The sequence below is a fragment of the Pseudomonas sp. MSSRFD41 genome (assembly GCF_014230245.1).
GTDB lineage: Bacteria > Pseudomonadota > Gammaproteobacteria > Pseudomonadales > Pseudomonadaceae > Aquipseudomonas > Aquipseudomonas piscis.
The window spans coordinates 150,472-175,650 of record NZ_JACKZK010000002.1 but is presented as its reverse complement, the minus strand read 5'-3'; the positions used below and the strand labels follow the sequence as shown (position 1 = coordinate 175,650).

20 protein-coding genes and 1 pseudogene are annotated in these 25,179 nt (G+C 64.6%); 6 read left to right on the top strand and 15 right to left on the bottom strand.

What is annotated here, in order from left to right; genetic code table 11:
- From tatB to H7A76_RS32700, 5 genes and pseudogenes are all read left to right on the top strand, one after another.
- Complete coding sequence (tatB, locus tag H7A76_RS04480; protein WP_185697394.1) at positions 1-429, top strand: Sec-independent protein translocase protein TatB; 429 nt, start codon at positions 1-3, stop codon at positions 427-429.
- Entirely contained in the window at positions 426-1,220 is a 795-nt protein-coding gene (gene tatC, locus H7A76_RS04475) for a twin-arginine translocase subunit TatC (RefSeq protein ID WP_022639546.1), read from the top strand. The genes tatB and tatC overlap by 4 nt, the downstream gene beginning before the upstream one ends.
- Positions 1,217-1,924, top strand: a complete 708-nt coding sequence (locus tag H7A76_RS04470; RefSeq protein ID WP_185697393.1) for a 16S rRNA (uracil(1498)-N(3))-methyltransferase — start codon at positions 1,217-1,219, stop codon at positions 1,922-1,924. The genes tatC and H7A76_RS04470 overlap by 4 nt, the downstream gene beginning before the upstream one ends.
- 125 nt (positions 1,925-2,049) lie before the next feature.
- Positions 2,050-3,111, top strand: a pseudogene (locus H7A76_RS32705) (methyl-accepting chemotaxis protein); the annotation flags it as partial.
- Complete coding sequence (locus H7A76_RS32700) at positions 3,094-3,966, top strand: methyl-accepting chemotaxis protein (RefSeq protein ID WP_409519177.1); 873 nt, start codon at positions 3,094-3,096, stop codon at positions 3,964-3,966. The pseudogene H7A76_RS32705 and the gene H7A76_RS32700, both read left to right, overlap by 18 nt.
- A gap of 158 nt (positions 3,967-4,124) precedes the next feature.
- On the opposite strand, the gene H7A76_RS04460 is transcribed toward H7A76_RS32700, so the two are convergent.
- From H7A76_RS04460 to hutC, 15 genes are all read right to left on the bottom strand, one after another.
- Positions 4,125-4,859 carry an amino acid ABC transporter ATP-binding protein gene (locus tag H7A76_RS04460; protein ID WP_185697391.1) on the bottom strand — a complete coding sequence of 245 codons (735 nt, stop codon included), beginning with the start codon at positions 4,857-4,859 and terminating at the stop codon, positions 4,125-4,127.
- Complete coding sequence (locus H7A76_RS04455) at positions 4,852-5,811, bottom strand: amino acid ABC transporter permease (protein WP_185697390.1); 960 nt, start codon at positions 5,809-5,811, stop codon at positions 4,852-4,854. The genes H7A76_RS04460 and H7A76_RS04455 overlap by 8 nt, the downstream gene beginning before the upstream one ends.
- A gap of 137 nt (positions 5,812-5,948) precedes the next feature.
- Positions 5,949-6,746: a transporter substrate-binding domain-containing protein gene (locus H7A76_RS04450; protein WP_022639542.1), complete on the bottom strand. Its 798-nt coding sequence runs from the start codon at positions 6,744-6,746 to the stop codon at positions 5,949-5,951.
- A 228-nt stretch (positions 6,747-6,974) separates the two neighbouring features.
- Positions 6,975-9,545, bottom strand: coding sequence for a glucans biosynthesis glucosyltransferase MdoH (gene mdoH / locus H7A76_RS04445; RefSeq protein ID WP_185697389.1), 2,571 nt, complete (start codon positions 9,543-9,545; stop codon positions 6,975-6,977).
- Positions 9,538-11,385, bottom strand: coding sequence for a glucan biosynthesis protein G (locus tag H7A76_RS04440; RefSeq protein ID WP_185697388.1), 1,848 nt, complete (start codon positions 11,383-11,385; stop codon positions 9,538-9,540). Before H7A76_RS04440 ends, mdoH begins: the two co-directional genes overlap by 8 nt.
- Before the next feature lie 276 nt (positions 11,386-11,661).
- Complete coding sequence (gene dtd / locus H7A76_RS04435; protein WP_185697387.1) at positions 11,662-12,099, bottom strand: D-aminoacyl-tRNA deacylase; 438 nt, start codon at positions 12,097-12,099, stop codon at positions 11,662-11,664.
- On the bottom strand, positions 12,096-13,067 hold the full coding sequence (gene pip / locus H7A76_RS04430; protein ID WP_185697386.1) for a prolyl aminopeptidase: 972 nt from the start codon (positions 13,065-13,067) through the stop codon (positions 12,096-12,098). The genes dtd and pip overlap by 4 nt, the downstream gene beginning before the upstream one ends.
- A gap of 171 nt (positions 13,068-13,238) precedes the next feature.
- A complete protein-coding gene (gene hutG, locus H7A76_RS04425) occupies positions 13,239-14,042 on the bottom strand; it encodes an N-formylglutamate deformylase (RefSeq protein ID WP_185697385.1) in 804 nt (267 codons plus the stop codon).
- A 10-nt stretch (positions 14,043-14,052) separates the two neighbouring features.
- Entirely contained in the window at positions 14,053-15,258 is a 1,206-nt protein-coding gene (hutI, locus tag H7A76_RS04420; protein ID WP_185697384.1) for an imidazolonepropionase, read from the bottom strand.
- Positions 15,259-15,270: 12 nt separating this feature from the next.
- Positions 15,271-16,683, bottom strand: a complete 1,413-nt coding sequence (locus H7A76_RS04415; RefSeq protein WP_185697383.1) for an amino acid permease — start codon at positions 16,681-16,683, stop codon at positions 15,271-15,273.
- A 110-nt stretch (positions 16,684-16,793) separates the two neighbouring features.
- On the bottom strand, positions 16,794-18,332 hold the full coding sequence (hutH, locus tag H7A76_RS04410; protein ID WP_185697382.1) for a histidine ammonia-lyase: 1,539 nt from the start codon (positions 18,330-18,332) through the stop codon (positions 16,794-16,796).
- 250 nt (positions 18,333-18,582) lie between these two features.
- Complete coding sequence (locus H7A76_RS04405) at positions 18,583-20,046, bottom strand: cytosine permease (protein WP_185697381.1); 1,464 nt, start codon at positions 20,044-20,046, stop codon at positions 18,583-18,585.
- A gap of 117 nt (positions 20,047-20,163) precedes the next feature.
- The gene (gene hutU, locus H7A76_RS04400) at positions 20,164-21,846 is read right to left on the bottom strand and encodes a urocanate hydratase (protein WP_185697380.1); all 1,683 of its coding nucleotides are present in this window, start codon (positions 21,844-21,846) and stop codon (positions 20,164-20,166) included.
- 410 nt (positions 21,847-22,256) lie between these two features.
- Positions 22,257-22,829 (bottom strand): HutD family protein, encoded by a 573-nt coding sequence (locus H7A76_RS04395; RefSeq protein WP_185697379.1) that lies wholly within the window; start codon positions 22,827-22,829, stop codon positions 22,257-22,259.
- Positions 22,826-23,494: a histidine utilization repressor gene (hutC, locus tag H7A76_RS04390; RefSeq protein WP_260497915.1), complete on the bottom strand. Its 669-nt coding sequence runs from the start codon at positions 23,492-23,494 to the stop codon at positions 22,826-22,828. Before hutC ends, H7A76_RS04395 begins: the two co-directional genes overlap by 4 nt.
- Before the next feature lie 219 nt (positions 23,495-23,713).
- Between hutC and H7A76_RS04385 the strand changes: the two genes are divergently transcribed.
- Complete coding sequence (locus H7A76_RS04385) at positions 23,714-25,078, top strand: formimidoylglutamate deiminase (RefSeq protein ID WP_185697377.1); 1,365 nt, start codon at positions 23,714-23,716, stop codon at positions 25,076-25,078.
- The last annotated feature ends 101 nt before the right edge of the window (positions 25,079-25,179 follow it).

Below are 25,179 nucleotides of genomic sequence, written 5' to 3'. Positions count from 1 at the left end.
ATGTTTGGTATCAGCTTCTCTGAACTGCTGCTGGTGGGCCTGGTGGCCCTGCTGGTGCTCGGCCCCGAGCGCCTGCCCGGCGCTGCGCGCACCGCCGGCCTCTGGGTCGGGCGCCTCAAGCGCAGCTTCAACGCGATAAAACAGGAAGTTGAACGTGAAATCGGCGCCGACGAGATCCGTCGGCAGCTGCACAACGAGCACATCCTGTCGCTGGAACAGGAAGCGCGGAAAATCCTCGCCCCGCCCCAGCAACAGCCTGCGCCCGTGGAGCCGGTAGCCCAACAGCCCGTGCCAACCCCAGCAGCGGCGCCGACCGCCGAAGCCACGGCGCCGGCCGCACCACTGCCGTGCGCAGAGTCTGCAACCCCAGCGGCAACGGCCGCCCCCCAGGCTCCCCAAGACCCTACTTTGCCGCCGCGAGCACCATGAGCGATATTCCAGAGAACGACCAACACATGCCGCTGGTATCGCACCTCACCGAGCTGCGGACCCGCCTGCTGCGCTGCGTAGCGGCGATCTTCATCATCTTCGCCGGGTTGTTCGCCTTCACCCAGCAGATCTACACCATCGTCTCCACGCCACTGCGCCAGTACCTGCCGGCCGGCGCGACGATGATCGCCACCGACGTCGCCTCGCCGTTCCTCACGCCATTGAAGCTGACCATGATGGTCTCGCTGTTCCTGGCGATCCCGGTGATCCTGCACCAGATCTGGGGATTCATCGCCCCAGGCCTGTACAAGCATGAGAAGCGCATCGCCGTGCCGCTGCTGGTGTCGAGCATCCTGCTGTTCTACGTGGGCATGGCGTTCGCCTATTTCCTGGTGTTCCCGCTGATCTTCAAGTTCTTCGCCGCCGCCACCCCCGCCGGCGTGGAAATGATGACCGACATCACCAGCTACCTCGATTTCGTCATGACCCTGTTCTTCGCCTTCGGCGTGGCCTTCGAGATTCCGGTGGCCGTGGTGCTGCTGGTATGGATCGGCGTGGTCAACGTGGAATACCTGAAGAAGATCCGTCCCTACGTGATCATCGGTTGCTTCGTGGTGGGCATGATCCTCACCCCGCCCGACATCTTCTCCCAGACCTTGCTGGCCGTGCCCATGTGGCTGCTGTTCGAGATCGGCGTGCTGTTCGGCGGGCTGATCAGCAAGCGTGGCGAGCATCCGGACGACACCCCGGCCGACGACCACAACGACCAGCCGCCAGCGACCCAAGCATGAACCTGCTGCTGCTCGAGGAGGCCGACTTCATCGCGGCCGACCGTGTTGTGCTGCGCGACCGGCGCCTGGTCCACATGCAGGAGGTGCACCGCGTGGCGGTGGGCGACAGCCTGCGGGTGGGCCGTATCGGCGGCTTGATGGGCAGCGCCCGGGTGCTGCGCCTGGAAGCCGCCGAAGCCGAGCTGCAAGTGACCCTGGAGCAAGCGCCGCCGGCCAAGCTGCCGCTGACCCTGGTCCTGGCCCTGCCCCGGCCGAAGATGCTGCGCCGGGTGTTGCAGACCGTGGCCGCCATGGGCGTGCCCCGGCTGGTGCTGGTCAATAGCTACCGGGTGGAAAAAAGCTTCTGGCAAACGCCCTTCCTCGACCCCGAGGCCATCCGTGAACAACTGGTGCTGGGGCTGGAGCAGGCCCGCGATAGCATCCTGCCGGAGGTGGTCATCGAAAAACGCTTCAAGCCCTTCGTCGAAGACCGCCTGCCGGCCCTGAGTGTCGACACCCTGGGCCTGGTGGGCCATCCCGGCCCGTATCCGCCCTGCCCGCGCAACCTGGACCAGCCAGTGACCCTGGCCATCGGCCCCGAAGGCGGCTGGATCCCTTACGAGATCGACCTGCTGGGCAAGGCCGGCCTGCAACCGGTGCAGCTGGGCGAGCGTATCCTGCGGGTCGAGACGGCTGTCACCGCGCTGTTGTCCCGCCTGTTCTGACCCTCCAGGGCCCGGCCAGCCGACTGTGCGGTCGCAGTGGCAACCCGCCAGTCAGCTGTAGTAAACCCCTGCCCCCGCCGATAGCCTATGGTTAAGCCCAAACCGCTAAAAAGGGAGTTCGCAGCATGTACCGTTGGCTAGCCAGAAACCTGGGGAATGTGAGTGTCAGCCGCAAGCTCGGCATCGGCTTCGGCCTGGTGCTGTTGCTGACCCTGCTGATCACCAGCACCGGCTGGAATGGCCTGGCCCGGGTGATCGAGCGCGGCGACAAGCTGGGTAATATTTCCTCGCTCAACGCCATGACCAAGGACCTGCGCATCGCCCGTCTCAACTATGAGATGAACCATGGCGAGCAAGGCCCGGCAGCAGTCAGCGACATGCTCAAGCAACTCGACGAAGGCCTGCGCGCGGTCCACAGCAAACTGCAGCAGCCCGAAAGCATCGCCCTGGTGGACCAGCAGTTGGACGCCGTGGCCGAGTACCAGAAGGCTTTCGCCGACATGACTCGTGCCACCGCCAGCCGCGAGACCGCCCGCTCCCAGCTCGGCACCACCGCGGACAACGCCGTGGCCCGGGTGGCCGAGGTCGAGAAATCGCTGCTGCAAGGCGATAGCGTGGCCCAGTTCAATAGCGTCATCGACCTGTCCAGGCTGATCCAGCAGGCACGCTTCCAGGTGCGAGGCTACACCTACAGCGGCAAGGCCGACGCCCGGCAACCCGCCCTGGACGCCATCGACAACGCCCTCGGCAACCTGGCCAGCCTGCCATCGCGTCTGCCCGAGCAGCACATCGCCAACCTGCAGCAGGCCAGCGACTCGCTCAAGGCCTACCGTGCGGCCGTCAGCGCCTTCAGCGACGCCGAGCAGGCCAGTGCCGCGGCCCTCAAGCGCATGGCCGCCCAGGGCGATCGCCTGATGGACCTGAGCAAGCAGTTGACCGTCGAACAGACCCACAAGCGTGACGCCGATGCCAACCAGGCCCGCAGCACGCTGTTGTTCGCCACGGTGCTGGCCCTGGTCTTCGGCCTGATCGCCGCCTGGGCCATCACACGGCAGATCAACCTGCCCTTGCAACAGACCCTCAAGGCCGCCGAGCGCGTGGCCGCTGGCGACCTGAGCCAGAACCTGGCGGTGGACCGGCGCGACGAGCTGGGCCAGTTGCAGAAGGCCATGCAGCACATGACCCAAGGCCTGCGGGAGTTGATCGGCGGCATCAGCGAGGGCGTGACCCAGATCGCCAGCGCCGCCGAACAGCTATCGGCGGTTACCGAGCAGACCAGCGCCGGGGTCAACAGCCAGAAGGTCGAGACCGACCAGGTGGCCACCGCCATGAACGAGATGGCCGCCACCGTACAGGAGGTGGCACGTAACGCCGAAGAAGCCTCCGAAGCGGCCGTGGCCGCCGACCAGCAGGCCCGCGAAGGCGATCGAGTGGTCAACGAGGCCATCGCCCAGATCGAGCGCCTGGCCAGCGAGGTGAGTCACTCCACCGAAGCCATGGGCCAGCTCAAGCAAGAGAGCGACAAGATCGGCAGCGTCCTGGACGTGATCAAGTCGGTGGCCCAGCAGACCAACCTGCTGGCCCTCAACGCCGCCATCGAAGCGGCCCGGGCCGGCGAGGCCGGGCGTGGTTTCGCGGTGGTGGCCGACGAAGTCCGCAGCCTGGCCCAGCGTACCCAGCAATCGACCGAGGAGATTGCCGAGCTGATCGTAGGCTTGCAAAGCGGCACGCAGCAGGTGGCCAGCACCCTGGATACCAGCCGCAGCCTCACCGACAGCAGCGTCGAGCTGACGCGCCGGGCTGGCGGCTCGCTGGACAACATCACCCGCACCGTCTCGGCGATCCAGGCGATGAACCAGCAGATCGCCGCGGCGGCGGAACAACAGAGCGCGGTGGCCGAAGAGATCAATCGCAGCGTCTTGAATGTGCGCGACGTGTCCGAGCAGACGTCGTCGGCCAGCGAGGAAACCGCCTCTTCGAGCGCCGAACTGGCGCGCCTGGGGATTCACCTGCAAAGCCTGGTGGGACGATTCAAGGTCTGACCCCTGTGGCCGCTGCCGCAGGCTGGTAAAGAGCCTGCGGGGGCGGATCGACCGTTGGAAGGCCCCGCGGGCCTTGTCGCAGCCTTGCAAGCTCGACAACGGCTACAGGGCGCCATAGCTGGAAACCCTGTGGGTCTTCCAGCGGCTACAAGGCCGGGTTACAGGACCTGGCGCAGGAAAGCCTGGGCCCGGGGGTCCCGGGGGGAGCTGAAGAACACCTCGGGCGCGGCATCTTCCAGCAGCTTGCCGTGATCGAAGAACAGCACCCGATCCGCCACTTCCCGGGCAAAGCCCATTTCATGGGTCACGCAGACCATGGTCATGCCTTCCACGGCCAGGGTCTTCATCACATCCAGCACCTCGCCGACCATCTCCGGGTCCAGGGCCGAGGTCGGCTCGTCGAACAGCATCACCTTGGGCTCCATGGCCAGGGCCCGGGCGATCGCCACCCGCTGTTGCTGGCCGCCGGACAATCGCGAGGGGAACTCGTGGGCCTTCTGCGCAATGCCGACCTTCTCCAGCAGGGCCAGGGCCTTGGCCTCGCGCTCGGCCTTGCCACGCTTGCGCACCACCTTCTGCGCCAGGCAGAGGTTGTCCAGCACGGTCATGTGCGGGAACAGGTTGAAGTGCTGGAACACCATGCCCACCTCGCGGCGGTAGGCGTTCACATCGGTCTTGGGATCGGCCAGTTGCAGGCCATCGATGCTCACCGAACCGGAGTCGAAGGTCTCCAGGCCATTGAGGCAACGCAGGAAGGTCGACTTGCCGGAGCCGGACGGCCCGATCACCACCAGCACTTCACCCTTGGCCACCTGGGTGGTGACGTTATCCACCGCGCGCACCACTTGGCCACGGGTGTCGAAGACTTTTACCAGATCGCGGACTTCAATCACTTTGCGCGAGCCTCCGCTCAAGCCGGCTGGCCATCTTCGACAGCGGCAGGTTGATCAACAGGTACAGGGCCGCCACGCAGAACAGGATCTCGAACGGCGAAAACGAAGTGGTGATGACTTCCCGGCCGCTCTTGAGCAACTCGGTGATGGCGATCACCGACACCAGCGAAGTGTCCTTGACCAGACTGATGAACTGCCCGGCCAGCGGCGGCAACACTCGCTTGAAAGCCTGGGGCAGCACCACATGGCGCATCGACTGGCTGGCGCTCAGGCCCAGGGAGCGGGCCGCTTCGTTCTGCCCCCGGGCAATGGACTGCACCCCGGCACGGACGATTTCCGCCACATAGGCCCCGGTGAACAGCGACAGCGCGGCGATCCCGGCGAACTCCCGGGACAGGTTGAGCACGGTGCCGATGAAGAAATAGAAGATGAAGATCTGTACCAGCAGCGGCGTGCCGCGCACCAGCTCGACATAGAGGGTCGACAGATCCCGCAGGGTCGGGTTGCTGGACAGCCGGCACAGGCCGGTGGCCAGGCCGATCATCAAGCCCAGCACGCCGGACACCACCGACAGCCACAGGGTGGTCCACAAGCCCCACAACAACGGCCCCGCCGCCCAATGCCGGGTCACCCCGACCACATCGCCTTCGGCCACGTCGTCGCCGCTGGCCACCTGCAGGCTGCTCTCGTCGACGCTCAGGTGCTGCTCGTTGCCAGAGTCGCCCTTGAGGATGACTTCAGCCTTGCCGCCCTTGCGCACGACCTCGGCGACGGTGGAGATTTCGGCCGCGCGCAGGGATTCCTCGGCCTGGTAGGCGAAGTACTGCGGGACGCGGTTCCAGCGCCATTCATAGGACATCAGCGAGGTGGCGTAGTACAGGGCGCCAGCCAGGCCGACCAGCACCAGCACGGTCAACACGTGCCAGGGCCATTGGGCTTTGTTCTGTTTCATTGGGTTTGCGGATTCCGAATGCTGGGTCGCCAGGGACGCCGCCTTGGCCGGCAAGCCTCGCGCCTACATGGATTGCGCAAGTCTGTAGGAGCGAGGCTTGCCCGCAAGCGGGGCAACCCGGTCTGTCTGAACGAGTGTTATTCCATGTCCTTGAGCCACTCGGAACTCTTGAACCACTTGTCGTGGATCCGATCGTAGGTCCCGTCTTCGTGGATCTGGTGCAGGAAGTTGTTGATGAAGTTGATGCTGTCGTAGTCGCCCTTCTTCAGGCCGAAGGCCAGCGGCTCGTAGGTGAACGGCTTGTCGAGGAAGACCAGCTTGCCGTTGCCGACCTTGTTGACCGCCACCACGTTGTACGGGGCGTCGTAGATGAAGGCATCGGCCTTGCCGTTGACCACGTCCAGCACCGCTTCCTGCTCGTTGTCGTAGCCGTGGTACTTGGCCTTGGCGATCAGCTTCTTGGCGACCATTTCCCCGGTGGTGCCCAGCTTGGACGTGATGCGGTAGTCGGCGCTGTTCAGGTCCTTGTAGGACTTGATGGTGCCTTCCAGGTCCTTGCGAATCAGCAGGGTCTGGCCGACCACGATGAACGGCTCGCTGAAGTTCAGGCGCAGGTTGCGCTCCTGGGTCAGGGTCATGCCGCTGCCGATCATGTCGAACTTGTCGGTGAGCAGGGCCGGGATGATACCGTCGTAGCCGGTGGAGACCATCTCCAGCTTGACCCCCATGGACTTGGCCATGGCCTTGAGCAGGTCGACTTCGAAACCGATGATCTCGCCGCGCTTGTTGGTCATCTGGAATGGCATGTAGGTCGGGTCCATGCCCACCTTCAGCGATCCACGCTTGACCGCGTCGTCGATGGCGCCGGCCTGGGCCGTGCTGACCGCCAGCATGGCTGCGGCCCCCGCCAGCAGCAGCGAAAAATACTTCTTCATCTCAAGTCCCCTGAAAGCCATTTTATTGTGGTGTCTGCGCGTCGCAGTCCATTGTTGGCGAACCTTCGGATACCAGTTCGTGGTCGATCACGCACCGAAATTTGCGGGTGCGATGCTAACGCACTCGGGTATTTGCACAAGGTTTTTATTGTCGGACGAAAGCGCCGGGGACGAGCGGGGGGCGCAGAAAGCAAAACGCCCCCGGGCATGAACCCGGGGGCGTTGGCATCACGCCGGTTGTGGCGTCGCGGCTAGCGGCTGCAACGGCAATAGCGGGGCATGGGGATCGGCGGTCACCGACTCGCGCCAGGCACCCAGCCATGGGCTGTGGCCTTCGCTCCAGACCAGCTGGTGCAGGCGCCCCAGGGCCACCGGATCGCTCAACAGCGCCAGGCGCTCGCTGTTGTTCAAGGCCGCAGGACCGACCTTGAGAGCATGGCGCACCCGTTCCTGGCGCAACCATTCGATCGGCTCGGCCTGGGTGTGGCGGGAGGTAGCCAGGGCACAGGCCAGGGCGTTCTGCTGCGGATCAACCACGGCCCGGATGAAGCCGTCGTTGAGCGCGTGCCAGCGGTTCTCGTGGGTGTACTGGTCCGTGGCCAGCAGCGCCTGGGGCGGGGCGTACTCCTCGGGAATCAGGAACAGGTTCTCGTCACGAGTCTTCAGGCCCAGGCCGACGCGGCTGGAGATCACCGACACCGGGATCGACAGCATCAGCGAACCGACGATCGGCACCAGCCACCAGAGGAAGCTGGGGTTCAGCCAGATCACCAGCAACGCCCAGCAGAAGCCCAGCAGGGTCTGCGGGCCATGGCGGCGCACCGCCTCGCTCCAGGGGGTGGAGTCGTCGTCACGCTGTGGCGAGTTCCAGGTCGCCGCCCAGCCGAGGAACGCAGCCAGCACGAAACGGGTGTGGAAGATCATTCGCACCGGCGCCAGCAGCATGGAGAACAGCATCTCCAGGAGCATCGACAGGGTCACCTTGAACTTGCCGCCGAACTCCTTGGCGCCCTTGGCCCAGATCAAAATGATGCTGAGCAGCTTGGGTAGGAACAGCAGCACGATGGTGGTGGAGAACAGCGCGATAGCCTTGTCCGGATGCCACTGCGGCCACAGCGGATACAGCTGCCGCGGCTCGAGGAAGTACTGCGGCTCCATCAGCGTGTTGACCGCCAGCAGGGCCGTGGACAACACCAGGAAGAAGAACCACAACGGCGCCGACAGGTAGGACATCACCCCGGTGAGGAACACCGCGCGGTGCACCGGATGCATGCCCTTGACCAGGAACAGGCGGAAGTTCATCAGGTTGCCGTGGCACCAGCGGCGGTCGCGCTTGAGCTCGTCCAGCAGGTTCGGCGGCAGCTCTTCATAGCTGCCCGGCAGGTCGTAGGCGATCCACACGCCCCAGCCGGCACGGCGCATCAACGCGGCTTCGACGAAGTCGTGGGAGAGGATCGCACCGGCGAACGCGCCCTTGCCCGGCAACGGCGCCAGGGCGCAGTGCTCGATGAACGGCTTCATGCGGATGATCGCGTTATGGCCCCAGTAGTGGGATTCACCCAGCTGCCAGAAGTGCAGGCCGGCGGTGAACAGCGGACCATAGACCCGGGTGGCGAACTGCTGCATGCGCGCATACAGGGTGTCCATGCCCGAGGCCTTGGGCGCGGTCTGGATGATCCCCGCGTCCGGCGTGGCTTCCATCAGGCGCACCAGGCTGGTCAGGCATTCGCCGCTCATCACGCTGTCGGCGTCCAGTACCACCATGTACTTGTAGTCGCCGCCCCAGCGACGGCAGAAGTCGTCGAGGTTGCCGCTCTTGCGCTTCACCCGGCGGCGACGGCGGCGGTAGAAGATCTTGCCGAAACCCTTGGTCTCGCGGCAGACATCCAGCCAGGCCTGTTGCTCGGCCACGCAGATATCGCTGTCGTTGCTGTCGCTGAGGACGAAGAAGTCGAAACGGTCCAGGTCACCGGTGGCCGCCACCGACTCGAAGGTGGCGCGCAGGCCGGCGAATACCCGGGGCACGTCCTCGTTGCAGATCGGCATCACCAGTGCGGTGCGCGCGTTCTCGGCGATCGGCTCGTTGCCGGCGCTGGCGCCGGAGATGCGGTACTTGTCGCGACCGGTCAGCAGTTCCAGGAAGCCCATCAGCGCAGTCCAGAAACCTGCCGAGACCCAGCAGAACAGGATGCCGAACAGGATCAGGATGCTGGTCTGCAGCGCATAGGGCAGTACTTGCTGCGCGGTCTGCATCAGCGGCTGGTGCACCACTTCTTCCAGGTCGACGAAGGCCCAACCCTGGTACGGCATGATGCCTTTCATGTACCAGCCGGCGACGATGGTCTGGCCAAGCATCAGTATCAGCAGGATATAGCGGCGGATCGAACCGACGGTGCGCCAGCGGGCAGCCGGCAGCACTCGCTCGTCCTTCTTCGGTGCCGGCGGGTTGGTGCGCCCGGTCAGGCGCCGCCAACCCCGTACCAGGATATTGGTACGCCATGGTTCGGGCACGACCCGGGTACGCCGGATGGGCGGTGCTGCCTTGAGGCAGATCCGCCCCTGGGCATCGACACCCAGCATCTCGGCAGCGCTGAGTTCGTCCGCGGTGCTCAGGGCCAGGCGCTCGCCCACCGAAGCCTGGGCGGCATCGGCGGGTTCATCGAAGGCCTTGGACGACAGGCGCTGGTGCAACTCGCTGAAGGATTGGCAGCTCGCGAGTTCCGCGCGCTGCTGGTCCGACATGGGCAGGTGGGCCAGGTACTCGGCAAACGACTCTGGCTGTAGTTGAGAGTTACTCATCGGCAGGCAACTGGTAGCTCCAGGTCTCGGTCAGGACTTGTTCGGTCTTGGCCGGTTCCGGCGTGGCAGGGGCCGCTTCGGCAGCAGCAGGCTGCTTGGCGTCTTTAGAATCCTTGTCCTTGGAATGCTTGGCCTCTTTGACATCCTTGACCGGTTTGGCTTCAGGCTGCTTGGTTTCAGCTTGTTTGGCCGCCGCGGCAGCGGCTTCCTTCTCTTTCTTCTCCTGCTGCTTGGCGGCGACCTTGTCGGCCTTGGCCACGGAGGAACTGGAGTTCGGCGTCGAGGCCTTGGCGGGTTCGGCTGCCGGGATGTCGCGCACCAGGGCGGCACGCAGCTCGGTGGCCTTGCTCGGGTCCTTGACCTTCAAGCGCAGGGTCAGGCGCCAGCCTTTGGTTTCCGGATTGTAGCGAACGTTGTTTTCCACCAGCTCGGCGTTGTCGCCGACGCTGACCTGGCTGCGTACTTCGGTGCTCCCAGGCAGGGCCGCCAAGGATGGGCCCTCGAAATCCACCAGGTAGGCAACGCTGCCATCGGGCTGGCGAATCAGGTTGGACTGCTTGACGTCACCGGTGGAACGCAGGGTCTGCTCGACCCAGGCGCTGTCAGGAGAATGCAGGGACGCTTCGTCCATGGTCCAGTGCAGGCGGTAGGCGAAATCCAGCGGCTGGCCAGGCTCTGGCTGCTTCTCCGGGTTCCAGAACGCCACGATGTTGTCGTTGGTTTCGTCCGCAGTCGGGATTTCCACCAGGTCGACGGTGCCCTTGCCCCAGTCGCCCTTCGGCTCGATCCAGGCGCTTGGGCGCTTGTCGTAGCGGTCGTCGAGGTCTTCGTAGTGACTGAAGTCGCGGCCACGCTGCAGCAGGCCGAAACCGCGCGGGTTCTCAACCGAGAAGTTGCTCACGGCCAGGTGTTTCGGGTTGTTCAGCGGACGCCAGATCCACTCGCCGTTGCCGGCGTGGATCGACAGGCCGCTGGAGTCGTGCAGCTCGCGACGATAGTTGAGGACCTTCGACGGCTGGTTGGCGCCGAACAGGTACATGCTGGTCAGCGGGGCCAGGCCCAGCTTGCCCACCTTGTCACGCAGGAACACCCGGGCCTTGACGTCGACGATGGTGTCGGCGCCCGGCCGCAGGGTCAGGCGATAAGCGCCGGTGGCCCGTGGCGAATCCAGCAGGGCGTAGATCACCAGGTGCTTGTCGGTAGGCTTGGGTTGCTGGATCCAGAACTCGCTGAAGCGCGGGAACTCTTCACCGGACGGCAAGGCGGTATCGATCGCCAGGCCACGGGCGGACAGGCCATAGACGTGGCCCTTGCCGACGACGCGGAAATAGCTCGCGCCCAGCATGGTCATGATCTCGTCTTGCTTATCGGCCTTGTTGATCGGGTACAGAACGCGGAAACCGGCATAACCCAGCTTCTCGGTGGCTTTTGGATCGAACGTGAGGTCACCGAAGTCGAAACGACTGGGATCGTACTTGATCTCGGAAACGCTGTTGGCGCTGATCTCGTTGATCTTCACCGGCGTGTCGAAGTGCATGCCCTGGTGGTAGAACGACAGCTTGAACGGGGTCTTCTGGTCGGCCCATTCGGCTTTTTCGCTGAGGAAGCGGATTTTCTGGTAGTCCGCGAACTTCATGTCGCGGAACTCGGCTGGCAGGTTACTGCGCGGAGCCTCGTACTTCTGCCCGGCCAGGTCCTTGGCCTTGGTCGATACGTCATCCAGGTTGAATGCCATGAGTGGACCGGCGCCGAGCAGGCAGACCAGAGCAGAGCCCGTCACCAGTACGTTTCGTAACCTCTTGGCAAACAAGTTTGGTGCATTACAGGGACTAACAATCACGAGCAACCCTCGCCGAAAACAGATCAAAAAACCAACGGCCAGCTATCTACATGCCAGGTTGGCGAGCATTGTTCCGACTCCGATGGGGCTAAATGATTCCCCAAACGGCCGTGGACAAGTCTCTACTTAAGTCAAAATGGACCAACGAACGCTGATCCCCGTAGCGCGCGATTATCTAGTAGGCCGCGTTACAACGCATCAGGGGTAACAAAGTATTTATCGTGAAAAACAGCGGTTTCCAGCCGAAATCGGTGGAAAAAGCTGTTTCGGACACCTTCAGGTCTGTAACAGGAAGGTCACTGGCCCATCGTTGACCAGATGTACCTGCATGTCCGCACCAAAGCGTCCTGATGCCACTTTGCCATGCAACTGCTGCGCCTTCACTACCAAGTAGTCGAAAAGCTCCTCGCCAAGGGCCGGAGGCGCCGCCGTGGAAAAGCTCGGGCGCAACCCGCTCTTGGTGTCCGCCGCCAGGGTGAACTGCGAGACCAGTAGCAGGCCGCCCTGCACATCGGCCAGGGACAGGTTCATCTTGCCCTCGGCATCACTGAACACCCGATAGTTAAGCAGCTTATGCAGGAGTTTGTCGGCGTTGGCCCGGGTATCCCCAGGCTCCACCGCCACCAGCACCAGCAGGCCCTGGTCTACCGCACCGACGATTTCACCGGCCACTTCCACGCGCGCGCCGGCCACGCGCTGCAACAGCCCCTTCATGCTTCTTCGGGCGGCAGGTCGAGCAGGCGCCGGGCCAACTGGTCGGTGGCCCGCACCAGGGCGTCGGTGATACCCGGTTCGGAAGCGGCATGGCCAGCATCGCGAATCACCTGCAGCTCGCTGTTGGGCCAGGCCTGGTGCAGCTCCCAGGCGTTATCCAGCGGGCAGATCACATCGTAGCGCCCATGGATGATGATCCCCGGCAGGTGGGCGATCTTGCCCATGTCGCGGATCAGCTGGTCAGGTTCGAGGAAGGCGTTGTTGATGAAGTAGTGGCACTCGATCCGGGCGATCGACAAGGCGCGCTGCGGTTCGGAGAAGCGGTCCACCACCAGCGGGTTGGGGCGCAGGGTCGCGGTGCGCCCTTCCCAGCCGGACCAGGCCTTGGCCGCGTGCATCTGGGCGATCTGGTCGTTGCCGGTCAGGCGCTTGTGGAAAGCGCTGACCAGGTCGTGCCGCTCCTCCAGGGGAATTGGCGCCACGTAGTCTTGCCAGTAATCGGGGAACAGGCGGCTGGCACCGCACTGGTAGTACCACTGGATTTCCTGGGGACGAGCCAGGAAGATCCCCCGCACGATCAGGCCAAGCACTCGATCGGGATGGGTCTGGGCATAGGCCAGGGCCAGGGTCGAGCCCCAGGAGCCGCCGAACAGCACCCACTTGTCGATCCCCAGGTGTTCGCGGATGCGTTCCAGGTCGGCCACCAGGTCCCAGGTGGTGTTGTTCTCCAGGCTGGCATGGGGACTGGAGCGTCCGCAGCCGCGCTGGTCGAAGGTGACGATGCGATACAGGGTCGGATCGAAGTAGCAGCGGCTCGCGCCGTCGCAGCCGGCCCCCGGGCCGCCATGAAGGAACACCACCGGCAAGCCTTCCGGCGAACCGCTTTCGTCGACATACAGCACATGGGGTTCGTCGACGGCCAGATCGTGCCGGGCATAGGGTTTGATCTGTGGGTACAAAGTCTTCATTACGCGCTCCGTGGAGGTCGGGATCATCCCTGAAGGGACTTCATTCATGCTGCCGTCCGGCATCATAAACCCGAATCACGCAATGAGCATGTCCTTGAGAAAAATGGGGTTGTTGGCCTTACCCACAGCTCGAGCCCGGCGCCGGGCCGGGCTCGCTCATGTCCTGGCAGCTCAGCGGCCGTAGCGCTCCCGGCCCCAGGCCAGCAGGCCTTGCAGCAGCTCCTTGAGCACCATCTGGGTCGGCGCCGCCAGGTCCTCGCGGTAACGGAAGGGTTCGCACTCCTCCATGTAGGTGCTTTGCGCCAGCTCCAGTTGCACCGCATGCACGTGCTCCGCCGGATCGCCGTAGTGACGGGTGATATGCCCGCCCTTGAAGCGTCCGTTGAGCACATGGGTGTAGTCGCCATGGCCGGCGCAGATGCCCTCCAGGCGCCCGGCCAGTTGCGGATCGCAGCTGGCACCGTTGAAGGTACCGAGGTTGAAGTCCGGCAGCTTGCCCTCGAACAGGTGCGGGATCAGCGAACGGATCGAGTGGGCATCGAACAGCAAGGCATAGCCGAATTCGGCCTTGAGCCGCGCCAGCTCGTCTTTCAAGGTCCGATGGTATGGCCCCCAGATCTGCTCCAGGTACTCGCCGCGCTCCGCCTTCGACGGTGCCTGGCCCTCGACGAACAGCGGCTCGCCATCGAACAGGGTCGCCGGGTACAGGCCGGTGGTGGCGCCGACATACAGCGGCTTGTCGTCGCACGGCCGGTTCAGGTCGATGACGAAACGCGAGTACTCGGCCGCCAGGACGCTGGCCCCCAATTCCAGGGCGAACTCGTACAACCGCGGGATGTGCCAGTCGGTGTCCGGCAGGCTCTGCGCCTGGGGTACCAGCCCGGCGGCCACCGCCGGGGTCAGGCGCGTACCGGCATGGGGCATGCTGATCAAGAGTGGCACTCGACCTTGTTTGAAGCTCAGAACCTTTTCCACAAGCCTTCTCCTACACAGTCACTTCGACGCCGTGGCGCACCACGCGCTTTTCCAGGTCGCCGCCCAGCCAGTAGGCCAGGTCGGCGGGACGATCTATTTGCCAGGCGACGAAATCCGCCACCTTGCCCACCTCCAGCGAACCGTGGGTCTTGTCCATTCCCAGGGCCTTGGCCGCGTGCAGGGTGACCCCGGCCAGGGCCTCCTCCGGCGTCATGCGAAAACAGGTGCAGGCCATGTTCAGCATCAGGCGTAACGACAGCGCCGGCGAGGTCCCTGGGTTGAGGTCGCTGGCCAGGGCGATCTTCACCCCGTGCTTGCGCAGCGCCTCCATCGGCGGTAGCTGGGTCTCGCGCAGGAAGTAGAACGCCCCCGGCAACAACACCGCCACGGTGCCAGAGGCGGCCATGGCGATGGCGTCGTCTTCGGTCATGAACTCCAGGTGATCGGCGGACAGGGCCTGGTAGCGCGCCGCCAGGCTCGAACCATGCAGCGAGGACAATTGCTCGGCATGCAGCTTGACCGGCAGGCCGAGTTTTTGCGCGGCGATGAACACCCGCTCCACCTGGGCCGGGGAGAACGCCAGGTATTCGCAGAAGGCATCCACGGCGTCCACCAGCCCCTCGGCCGCCAGGGCCGGAAGCATCTGGCTGCAGATGTGCTCGATATAGTCGTCGGCACGCTCGGCATACTCAGGCGGCAGGGCATGGGCCGCCAGGCAGGTGCTGCGCACGCTGACCGGCAGTTCCTCGCCGAGCCGGCGGATCACCCGCAGGATCTTGCGTTCGCTGGAAAGGTCCAGGCCATAACCGGACTTGATCTCGACGCTGGTGACGCCATCGCGCATCAGGCTCAGCAAGCGCTTGCGGGCACTGGCGAACAATTCGTCCTCGCTGGCCGCCCGGGTTGCGCGCACGGTGCTGGCGATCCCGCCACCGGCGGCGGCGATCTCGGCATAGCTCACCCCTTGCAGGCGCTGCTCGAACTCGCCGCTGCGATTGCCACCGAACACCGTGTGGGTGTGGCAATCGATCAAGCCGGGGGTCACCCAGGCGCCCGCCAGGTCGTGGACCTGCTGGTAATCGCTGGCCGGCAGCTGTTCGCGCCGGCCGATCCACTCGATGTGCGCCCCTGACGTCACGATGGCCGCATCCTCGATGATCGAGTAGCTACCCAGGGCCATGCTGGCGACGTTGCAGTGTTGCCAAAGAGTCTTCATCCAAGGCCTCCGTCAATGATCAATAGTTAAAGAAGACTGGCCGTCGCCGGAACGCGCCTGGCCAGCCACCGGCTTGACCCAGAGCTTGTAGGCCAGCACCAGCAGTACGATCCACACCACGCCCACCAGCAACGCCGCCTGGGTCTTGGGGAAGTAGCCCAGGACACCGAAGATGAACAGCATGAAGGCGATGGCCGCCGCCGGCGCCCAGGGCCAGAACGGTACCTTGAACTGCAGCCCGGCCACCTGCTCGGCGCTCATGGAGCGGCGCATGGCCACGTGGGTCAGCAGGATCATCAGCCAGACCCAGACCGTGGCGAAAGTGGCCAGGGAAGCGATCAAGAGAAAGATGTTCTCTGGAATCAGGTAGTTGAGCACCACGCCGATCAGCAGGGTCGCCGCCATCACCACCACGGTCATCCACGGCACCCCATGCCTGGAGACCTGGGCAAAACCCTTGGGCGCCTGTCCCTGCCGGGCCAGGCCATACATCATGCGGCCGGCACCGAAGATATCGCTGTTGATGGCCGACACCGCCGCGGAAATCACCACGATATTGAGAATGGTCGCCGCCGAGCTGATCCCCAGGCTATCGAAGATCTGCACGAAGGGGCTGCCCTGGGTGCCGATCTGCGGCCAGGGGAAGATCGCCATCAGCACCAGCAGCGTTAGCACGTAGAACAGCAGGATGCGCATGGGCACGGCATTGATGGCCTTGGGAATGACGCGCTGCGGGTCCTTGGCCTCGCCAGCGGTGACCCCGATGATCTCGATGCCGCCGAAGGCGAACATCACCACCGCGAAGGAGGCGATCACCCCGCTGACGCCATTGGGCATGAACCCGCCATGGCTCCAGAGGTTGCCGAGCCCTGTGGCCTGCTCCTGGCTCGCGCTGCCGATCCCGAACAGCATGATACCGACGCCGCCGAGGATCATCGCCACGATGGCCCCGACCTTGAGCAACGACAGCCAGAACTCCATCTCGCCGAAGACCTTGACGTTGCACAGGTTCAGCGCGCCGATGAATAGCACGATGGACAGCACCCAGATCCAGCGCTCGACCTCGGGAAACCAGAAGCCCATGTAGATGCCGAAGGCGGTCACGTCCGCCAGGCAGACAATCAGCATCTCGAAGGCATAGGTCCAGCCCAGGATGAACCCCGGCAACGGCCCCAGGTACTGGCTGGCGTAGTGGCCGAACGAGCCGGACACCGGGTTGTGCACCGCCATCTCTCCCAGGGCGCGCATCACCATGAATACCGCCGCGCCACCGATCAGGTAGGCCAGCAGCACCGCCGGCCCGGCCATCTGGATGGCCGAGGCGGAACCATAGAACAGCCCGGTGCCGATGGCCGACCCCAAGGCCATGAAACGTATGTGGCGCGCCGTCAGGCCGCGCCGTAATCCTGTTTCTTGCGATTGCATGTCTTCGTCCCTTTTATTGTTATGGACAGCCACCGCGCACCATGGTGCGCGATGGCTGAAGCAGACGTTCCGCGTCGGGCTGGACAGCGGCCCAGAGCCGCTGGCCGAGGTTACAGGCTCGGCAGCAGGCCAGCCGGCAGCAAGCCGGTCAGGCAGCGCGAGGCCAGCAAGTCACTGGCGGCATTGATATCCGGCGCGAAGAAGCGGTCCTTCTCGTAGTAGGCCACCTGCTCGCGCAGGGTGGCGCGGGCATGCTCCAGGGCCGGCGAGGACTTCAGGCCTTCGCGCAGGTCCAGGCCCTGGCAGGCGGCCAGCCATTCCACGGCGAGGATGCCGCGGGTGTTCTCGGCCATTTCCCACAGGCGCTTGCCCGCAGCCGGAGCCATGGACACGTGGTCTTCCTGGTTCGCCGAGGTCGGCAGGCTGTCCACCGAATGCGGATGGGCCAGGGCCTTGTTCTCGCTGGCCAGGGCCGCGGCGGTGACCTGGGCGATCATGAAGCCGGAGTTGACCCCGCCATTGGCCACCAGGAACGGCGGCAACTGCGACATGTGCTTGTCCATCATCAGCGAGATACGGCGCTCGCTCAGCGAGCCGATCTCGGAAATGGCCAGGGCCAGGTTGTCGGCGGCCATCGCCACCGGCTCGGCGTGGAAGTTGCCACCGGAGATCACGTCGCCTTCGGCGGCGAACACCAACGGGTTGTCGGATACGGCGTTGGCTTCCACCACCAGCACCTCGGCGGCCTGGCGCAACTGGGTCAGGCAGGCGCCCATCACCTGGGGCTGGCAGCGCAGGGAATACGGATCCTGGACCTTGTCGCAGTTCTGGTGCGAAGCGGACACCTCGCTGTGCTCGCCCAGCAGCGCGCGATAGGCCGCAGCGGCATCGATCTGCCCACGCTGGCCCCGGGCGGCATGAATCCGCGCATCGAACGGCGAACGTGAGCCCAACACCGCTTCCACGGTCAGGCCGCCACAGACCAGGGCCCCGGCGAACAGGTCCTCGGCTTCGAACAGGCCACGCAAGGCGAAGGCGGTGGATACCTGGGTGCCATTGAGCAGTGCCAAGCCCTCCTTGGCCGCCAGGGTCAGCGGCGCCAGGCCGGCGACTTTCAAGGCCGCCGGAGCGTCCAGCCACTGCCCCTTGTAGCGGGCCTTGCCTTCGCCCAGCAGCACCAGGGACATGTGCGCCAAGGGCGCCAGGTCGCCGGATGCACCCACCGAGCCCTTGAGCGGGATATGCGGGTAGACCTCGGCATTGATCAGTGCGATCAGGGCATCGATCACCTGGCGGCGGATACCGGAATAACCACGGCTCAGGCTGTTGACCTTGAGCACCATGATCAGGCGCACCAGGTCGTCGCTGATAGGCTCGCCGACGCCCGCGGCATGGGACAGCACCAGAGAACGCTGGAGGTTCTCCAGGTCGGCGCTGGCGATACGGGTCGAAGCCAGGAGGCCGAAACCGGTGTTGATCCCATAGGCGGTGCGTTTCTCGGCGAGGATCTGCTCGACACAAGCCACGCTGGCGTCGATCTGCGCCGAGGCGCTGTCGTCCAGGGTCAGGCTCAGCGGCTGCTGGTAGATGGCCCGCAGTTGGGCCAGGCTCAGTTGACCGGGAATCAGGTTTAGCGCAGTCACATTCATGCTCCTTTTGAGAGTTTTGTAATAACTACCAGTCGCTCCGGAAACATCCGTTATCCGTCGTCCCCCACCAAGTCGGGCAGGTGGCGCCTTGGCACGCTGGCTATGGGAAGAATCTTTTATTGCGTCTTGGAACAGTCTCCGGGAAGCGCTGCGGGCCCTGGAACAGGCTATCGCGCAAACGGCGCTGCCGACCATCCATCGAGCTGGAAGTGGCCAGGAGCGCCGGGCTTCGGTCACGTTGCATGCGGACTCAAACGGTAGCAGCGTGCCGGGTTGTCGCGGTTTTCTGCTCGTCGGGCAGGCCCTGCTCCGGCGGCAGGATCAGTTTTTCGGGCACCGCGCCATGCCATTTCCTGGCACAGACGTAGTACAGCGCCGCCGGCACCACCAGGCCGATGATCCAGGAGATATCCACGCCACCCAGCACCTCCACCAGTGGACCGGTATAGAACTTGGTGCTGATGAACGGCAGCTGTACCAGCACGCCGATCACATAGACGCTGATGCCCAGCATGTTCCACCGGCCATAGCGGCCATTGGGATCGGCCAGCGCCGGCACGTCGTAGTTCTCGCGGGTGATGCAGTAGTAATCCACCAGGTTCACCGCGCTCCACGGGGTGAAGAAGGCCAGCAGGAACAGGATGAAGGACTTGAACGCCCCCAGGAACGAATGCTGGCCGAGCAAGGCGATCAGGGTCGCGGCGCCGACGATGGCCAGCACGAACACCAGGCGCTGCAGGCGCGTCACCTCCAGGTGGCCACGCAAGCCGCTGATGATGGTGGCGATGCACATGAAGCTGCCGTAGGAGTTCAGCGTCGAGATGGTGATCTTGCCGAAGGCGATGCTGAAGTACAGCAGCGCCGCGGTGGCGCCACTGCCACTGAGGCCGACGATGTAGGCCACTTCGCGCCCGGCGAATTGCCCGTTGGCCATGGCCGCGGCGAACACACCGAGGATCATCGCCACCTGGGCGCCGATCACCGAACCGGCGCCCACGGCAAGGAAGGTCTTCACCGAGGAAGTCTTGCTCGGCAGGTAGCGCGAGTAGTCGGCCACGTAGGGGCCGAAGGCGATCTGCCAGGAAGCGGCGAGGGATACCGCCAGCAGGAAGCTGCTCCAGCTGAAGTGACGGATCTCCAGGAGCGCGCCGACATCGGTCTGGCCCATGAGGCGGCTGAACAGGTAGACGAAGGCGATGACGCCGATGACGCTGGCGACCCGACCGATGAAATGGATGACCCGGTAGCCGAGCACGGTGACCAGGACGATGACACTGGCGAAGATCAGGATACCGAGGCTGTCGCTGACGCCGAACAGCTGGCCCAGGGCCTGGCCGGACAGTACCGTGCCGGTGGCGGTGAAGCCCAGGTACATCAGGCATACCAGCACGATCGGGATCGCCGCGCCGTAGACGCCGAACTGCACCCGGCTGGAGATCATCTGCGGCAGGCCGAGCTTGGGCCCTTGCGCCGCATGCAGGGCCATGACGCCGCCACCGAGCAGCTGGCCGACGAACAGGCCGATCAACGACCAGAACACGTCGCCGCCCAGCACCACGGCCAGGGCGCCGGTGACGATGGCGGTGATCTGCAGGTTGGCTCCCAGCCACAGGGTGAACTGGCTGTAGAGCTTGCCGTGGCGTTCGGCTTCGGGAATGTAGTTGATCGACCGCCGCTCGATCAGGGGTTTGGAGCTATCACTGGCCGTGGACATCGTTATTGTTCTCCCGGGGGATTCTTGTCATGTCAAAGCTCTGCTACATGGACCGAACCGCCGCACTGCGAGGTGCGGCGGCTCCTTCCCTGGCCCTGGCGGCGAACCGCCGGAATGTCACTTGCCGGTGATCATCGGCAGGTTCAGGCCCTGTTCCTTGGCGCAGTCGATGGCGATCTGGTAGCCAGCGTCGGCATGACGCATGACGCCAGTCCCTGGGTCGTTGGTCAGCACCCGAGCGATACGCTCGGCGGCTTCGTCGGTACCGTCGCAGACGATGACCATGCCCGAGTGCTGGGAGAAACCCATGCCCACGCCACCACCGTGGTGCAGGGAAACCCAGGTCGCGCCACTGGCGGTATTGAGCAGGGCGTTGAGCAGCGGCCAGTCGGACACAGCATCGGAACCATCCTGCATCGCTTCGGTTTCACGGTTCGGGCTGGACACCGAACCGGAGTCCAGGTGGTCGCGACCGATGACGATCGGCGCCGACAGCTCACCGCGCCGGACCATCTCGTTGAACGCCAGGCCCAGCTTGGCGCGCTGGCCCAGGCCGACCCAGCAGATACGCGCCGGCAGGCCCTGGAAACTGATGCGCTCGCGAGCCATGTCCAGCCAGTTGTGCAGGTGGGCGTCGTCCGGGATCAGTTCCTTGACCTTGGCGTCGGTCTTGTAGATGTCTTCGGCGTCGCCGGACAGCGCCGCCCAGCGGAACGGGCCGATGCCACGGCAGAACAGCGGACGGATGTAGGCCGGAACGAAGCCCGGGAAGTCGAAGGCGTTGGCCACGCCTTCTTCCTTGGCCATCTGGCGGATGTTGTTGCCGTAGTCGAAGGTCGGGATGCCCTGCTTCTGGAAATCGAGCATGGCCTGCACGTGCACGGCCATCGACTGCTTGGCGGCTTTCACCACGGCAGCCGGTTCGGTCTGCGCGCGGTCGCGGTATTGCTCCCAGCTCCAGCCGGCCGGCAGGTAGCCGTTCAGCGGGTCGTGGGCGCTGGTCTGGTCGGTGACCATGTCGGGGCGCACGCCACGCTTGACCAGCTCGGGGAGGATTTCGGCGGCGTTACCGTGCAAGGCGATGGAGATGGCGCGACCTTCGGCGGTGTACTTGGCGATACGCGCCAGGGCGTCGTCCAGGTCCTTGGCTTGTTCGTCGACGTAGCGGGTCTGCAGGCGGAAATCGATGCGGCTCTGCTGGCACTCGATGTTCAGCGAGCAGGCGCCGGCCAGGGTCGCGGCCAGGGGCTGGGCACCGCCCATGCCACCGAGGCCCGCAGTCAGTACCCATTTGCCTTTCAGGCTGCCGTTGTAGTGCTGGCGGCCGGCTTCGACGAAGGTTTCGTAGGTGCCCTGGACGATGCCCTGGCTGCCGATGTAGATCCAGCTGCCGGCGGTCATCTGGCCGTACATGGCCAGGCCCTTGGCATCCAGCTCGTTGAAGTGCTCCCAATTGGCCCAGTGCGGCACCAGGTTGGAGTTGGCGATCAGTACGCGCGGGGCGTTGGCGTGGGTCTTGAACACGCCGACCGGCTTGCCGGACTGCACCAGCAGGGTCTCGTCATCATTCAGATGAGTGAGGCTCTCGACGATCTTGTCGTAGCACTCCCAGTTGCGCGCCGCGCGCCCGATGCCACCGTAGACCACCAGCTCCTTGGGATTCTCGGCGACTTGCGGATCGAGGTTGTTCATCAGCATGCGCAGCGGCGCTTCGGTCAGCCAGCTCTTGGCGGTCAGCTTGTTGCCACGCGGAGCACGGATTTCTACGTTCCGGTATTTGGTGAATTTGTTGTCAGCCACGGAAAACCTCCTCGACGATGAGCCCAAGGTGCGAAGAGGATGGCATCGACTCTTACGCACACATATTTACTTGTACATACAAGCATATGCAATCAAGCGGCCAACTCTGTCCAAGCCACCTGAAAAAATCCCCGAAAAAAGCCTGTAAACCTTCTAGACCGGGCTCCTCGGCCTTGAATGAATTTTCCCTCGGGCATCAATCGACGCTCCCGCTGATTGTTACCAGAGGCAGGTTTTGCCCACTGCTGGGGCATTCGGTAACAGATTGGTGCGCCGTCAGGAACAGGGACCGCTCCGAGGAACGGACAAGGGCCAGCCGCCTTGAGCAGGACGCCGAAGCGCGGATAAAAGAGTGATGGAGACTAGAAGGAAGCTGGCAGGCCACGCCCTGGCCCGCCAGCAAGGATGACTCAGATGCGGGTGAGTTCGATCACGCAGCAGCGCCCGTCGAGGGCGATTTCCAGCAGGCCGGCATTGTCGTCCAGGCGCAGGCAATCGTAGCGGCCCAAGGCCTGGACCGCGGCGCCGGCCACATCGACCCAGGCCTGTTCGGCGGCACTGAACACCAGCACCGTATGGGCCTGGGTGAAGAAGCGTTGCTGGCCATCGAACCACTGCAACCGCGCCATATAGCGCTCGGGGCTGTAGATCAGGTTGAAATCCCGGATGGCACCGTCCAGCAGGGTGCAACCGACCTGGCTGGCACCACTGAAGGCAAAGGGGTCCAGGGGCAGCAGCGGCCGCACATCCTGGCCGTCCACGCAAAGCTGCATGCCAGCGCCCTGCAGTACGGTGATGACCCGCTGGTAGCCGGCAAAGCTGGAAAAACCGCCGGATTCGCCGATGTCGGCGATCGACAGGCGCCAGCCGAAGCCTTCCAGGCCGGTCCCGCTGTCCCGGGTGATTTCCTCGGTACTGCCGCCGCCGTTCTTCCAGGGCATGCGCGGATAGTCGGCGGCGCGTAGCAGGCTAGACCGGATCATTTGTGAAAGCGTCCTTCCAGGCGATGACGGGAACCGGGGTGGATCAGCCGCGCGGCGGTCACCGGCTGGCGCCCGGACCAGGTGCGGCGACGGATCAGCAGGCAAGGCTCGCCACGCTCGATCTGCAGCAACTTGCATTCTTCAGGTTCGGCGAGGATCGCCTCGACCACATGTTCGCCCTCGGTCAGGGGTGCGACCTGGGACAGGTAGGCATAAGGCGTCTGCAGGGTGAAGTCTTGCTTGAGGTATTCCGGCGCCACCAGGGCGTTGACGAAGCGATCCTCGATCTGCACCGGGATGTCGTTCTCGAAATGCACGATCAGCGAATGGAAGACCTTCTGCCCTTCGCGCATGTCCAGGGCCAGGGCGCGCTCGGAACCCGCGGCCTCCTCGCCCAGGGTGATGACCTGGCAGGTGTGGCGATGACCACGGGCGGCGATCTCGTCGGCGATGTTGTGCACCTCGAACAATGCCGACTGGGTCTTGGGCTCGGCGACGAAGGTACCCACGCCCTGCATGCGCACCAGCATGCCTTCGGCGGTCATCTCGCGCAGCGCACGGTTGATGGTCATGCGGCTGAAGCCCAGCTGGCTGACCAGTTCGCTTTCCGAGGGCACGCGATAGTGCGGCGGCCAGTTTCCGCTCTCGATCTGCTGGGTAATCATCTGTTTGACGCGGGCATACAAGGGCGCCGGACTATCGCTCAGGTGGGCGGCCAGCGGCGAGTTGGCAGTCGGGGTCGGCACGGGAAATCCTTGAGGGTCGGTGAAAGTGGTCAGGGTCGGTCGACGCCTGGCGACGAAAGCCTAGCTTGCCGGAGTTTACCGGGCAGGCAAACGTCTGTATATGTATATACAAATAACACACAATGGGGTAATCGAACCATGTCCGCCTTCTTTGCCGAACGCGCGCTGCTGCCTGACGGATGGGCCAATGATGTACGTCTTGAAGTCGATGCCGACGGCCAGCTGACCCACATCCAGGCCAACGCAGGCGCAAAGGGCGCGGAACGACTCAAGGGCCCGCTCTTGCCGGGCATGCCCAACCTGCACTCCCATGCCTTCCAGCGGGCCATGGCCGGCCTGGCGGAAGTGGCCGGCAACCCCAATGACAGCTTCTGGACCTGGCGCGACCTGATGTATCGCCTGGTGGGCAAGATCCGCCCCGAGCAGCTGGAAGTCATCGCCCGCCAGCTGTACATCGAAATGCTCAAGGCCGGCTACACCTCGGTGGCCGAATTCCACTACGTGCACCACGACACCGACGGCCAGGCCTACGCCGACCCGGCCGAGCTGTCGCGCCGCATCAGCCAGGCCGCCACCGACACCGGCATCGGCCTGACCCTGCTGCCGGTGCTGTACAGCCATTCGGGCTTCGGTGGCCAGGCGCCCAACGACGGCCAGCGCCGCTTCATCAACAGCACCGAGCACTACCTCGAGCTGCAACGTCAACTGCGTCCCCTGCTGGCCAAACAAGCCAACCAGCACCTCGGGCTGTGCTTCCACTCGCTGCGCGCGGTCACGCCACAGCAGATCAGCGAAGTACTGGCCGCCAGCGATCCGGACTGCCCGGTGCACATACACATTGCCGAACAGCAGAAGGAAGTCGATGACTGCCTGGCCTGGAGTGGCCGCCGGCCCTTGCAATGGCTGTATGAAAACGTCGCGGTGGACCAGCGCTGGTGCCTGGTCCACGCCACCCATGCCACCCCCGAGGAAGTCAGCCTGATGGCCAGGAGCCGGGCCATCGCCGGTCTGTGCCTGACCACCGAGGCCAACCTCGGCGACGGTATCTTCCCAGCGGTGGATTTCCTGGCCCAGGGCGGCCGCCTGGGAATCGGTTCCGACAGCCATGTCTCGTTGAGCGTGGTGGAGGAATTGCGCTGGCTGGAATATGGCCAGCGCCTGCGGGATCAGCGCCGCAATCGCCTGTACCGGGCAGACCAGCCCATGGTCGGCCGCACCCTCTACGACGCAGCCCTGGATGGTGGCGCCCAGGCCCTGGGACAAGCGATCGGCGCGCTGGCGGTAGGCAACCGCGCCGACTGGCTGGTGCTCGACGGCAACGACCCTTACCTGGCCACCGCCAATGCCGACGGGATTCTCAACCGCTGGTTGTTCGCCGGTGGCGATCGCCAGGTGCGGGACGTGATGGTTGGCGGGCGCTGGGTGGTGCGCGAAGGCCGACATGCCGCAGAGGAAACCAGCAGCCGGGCCTTCGCCCAGGTCCTGCGCGACTTGCTGGGCTGAGTCCCGGCGGCTAACCACCAGGCAGCAGGCCCGCCTTGCGGGCCAATGAGCGAGGCGCCTGCTCACCACGGCACCTTGCCAACGGGGATCTTGTCACAGCG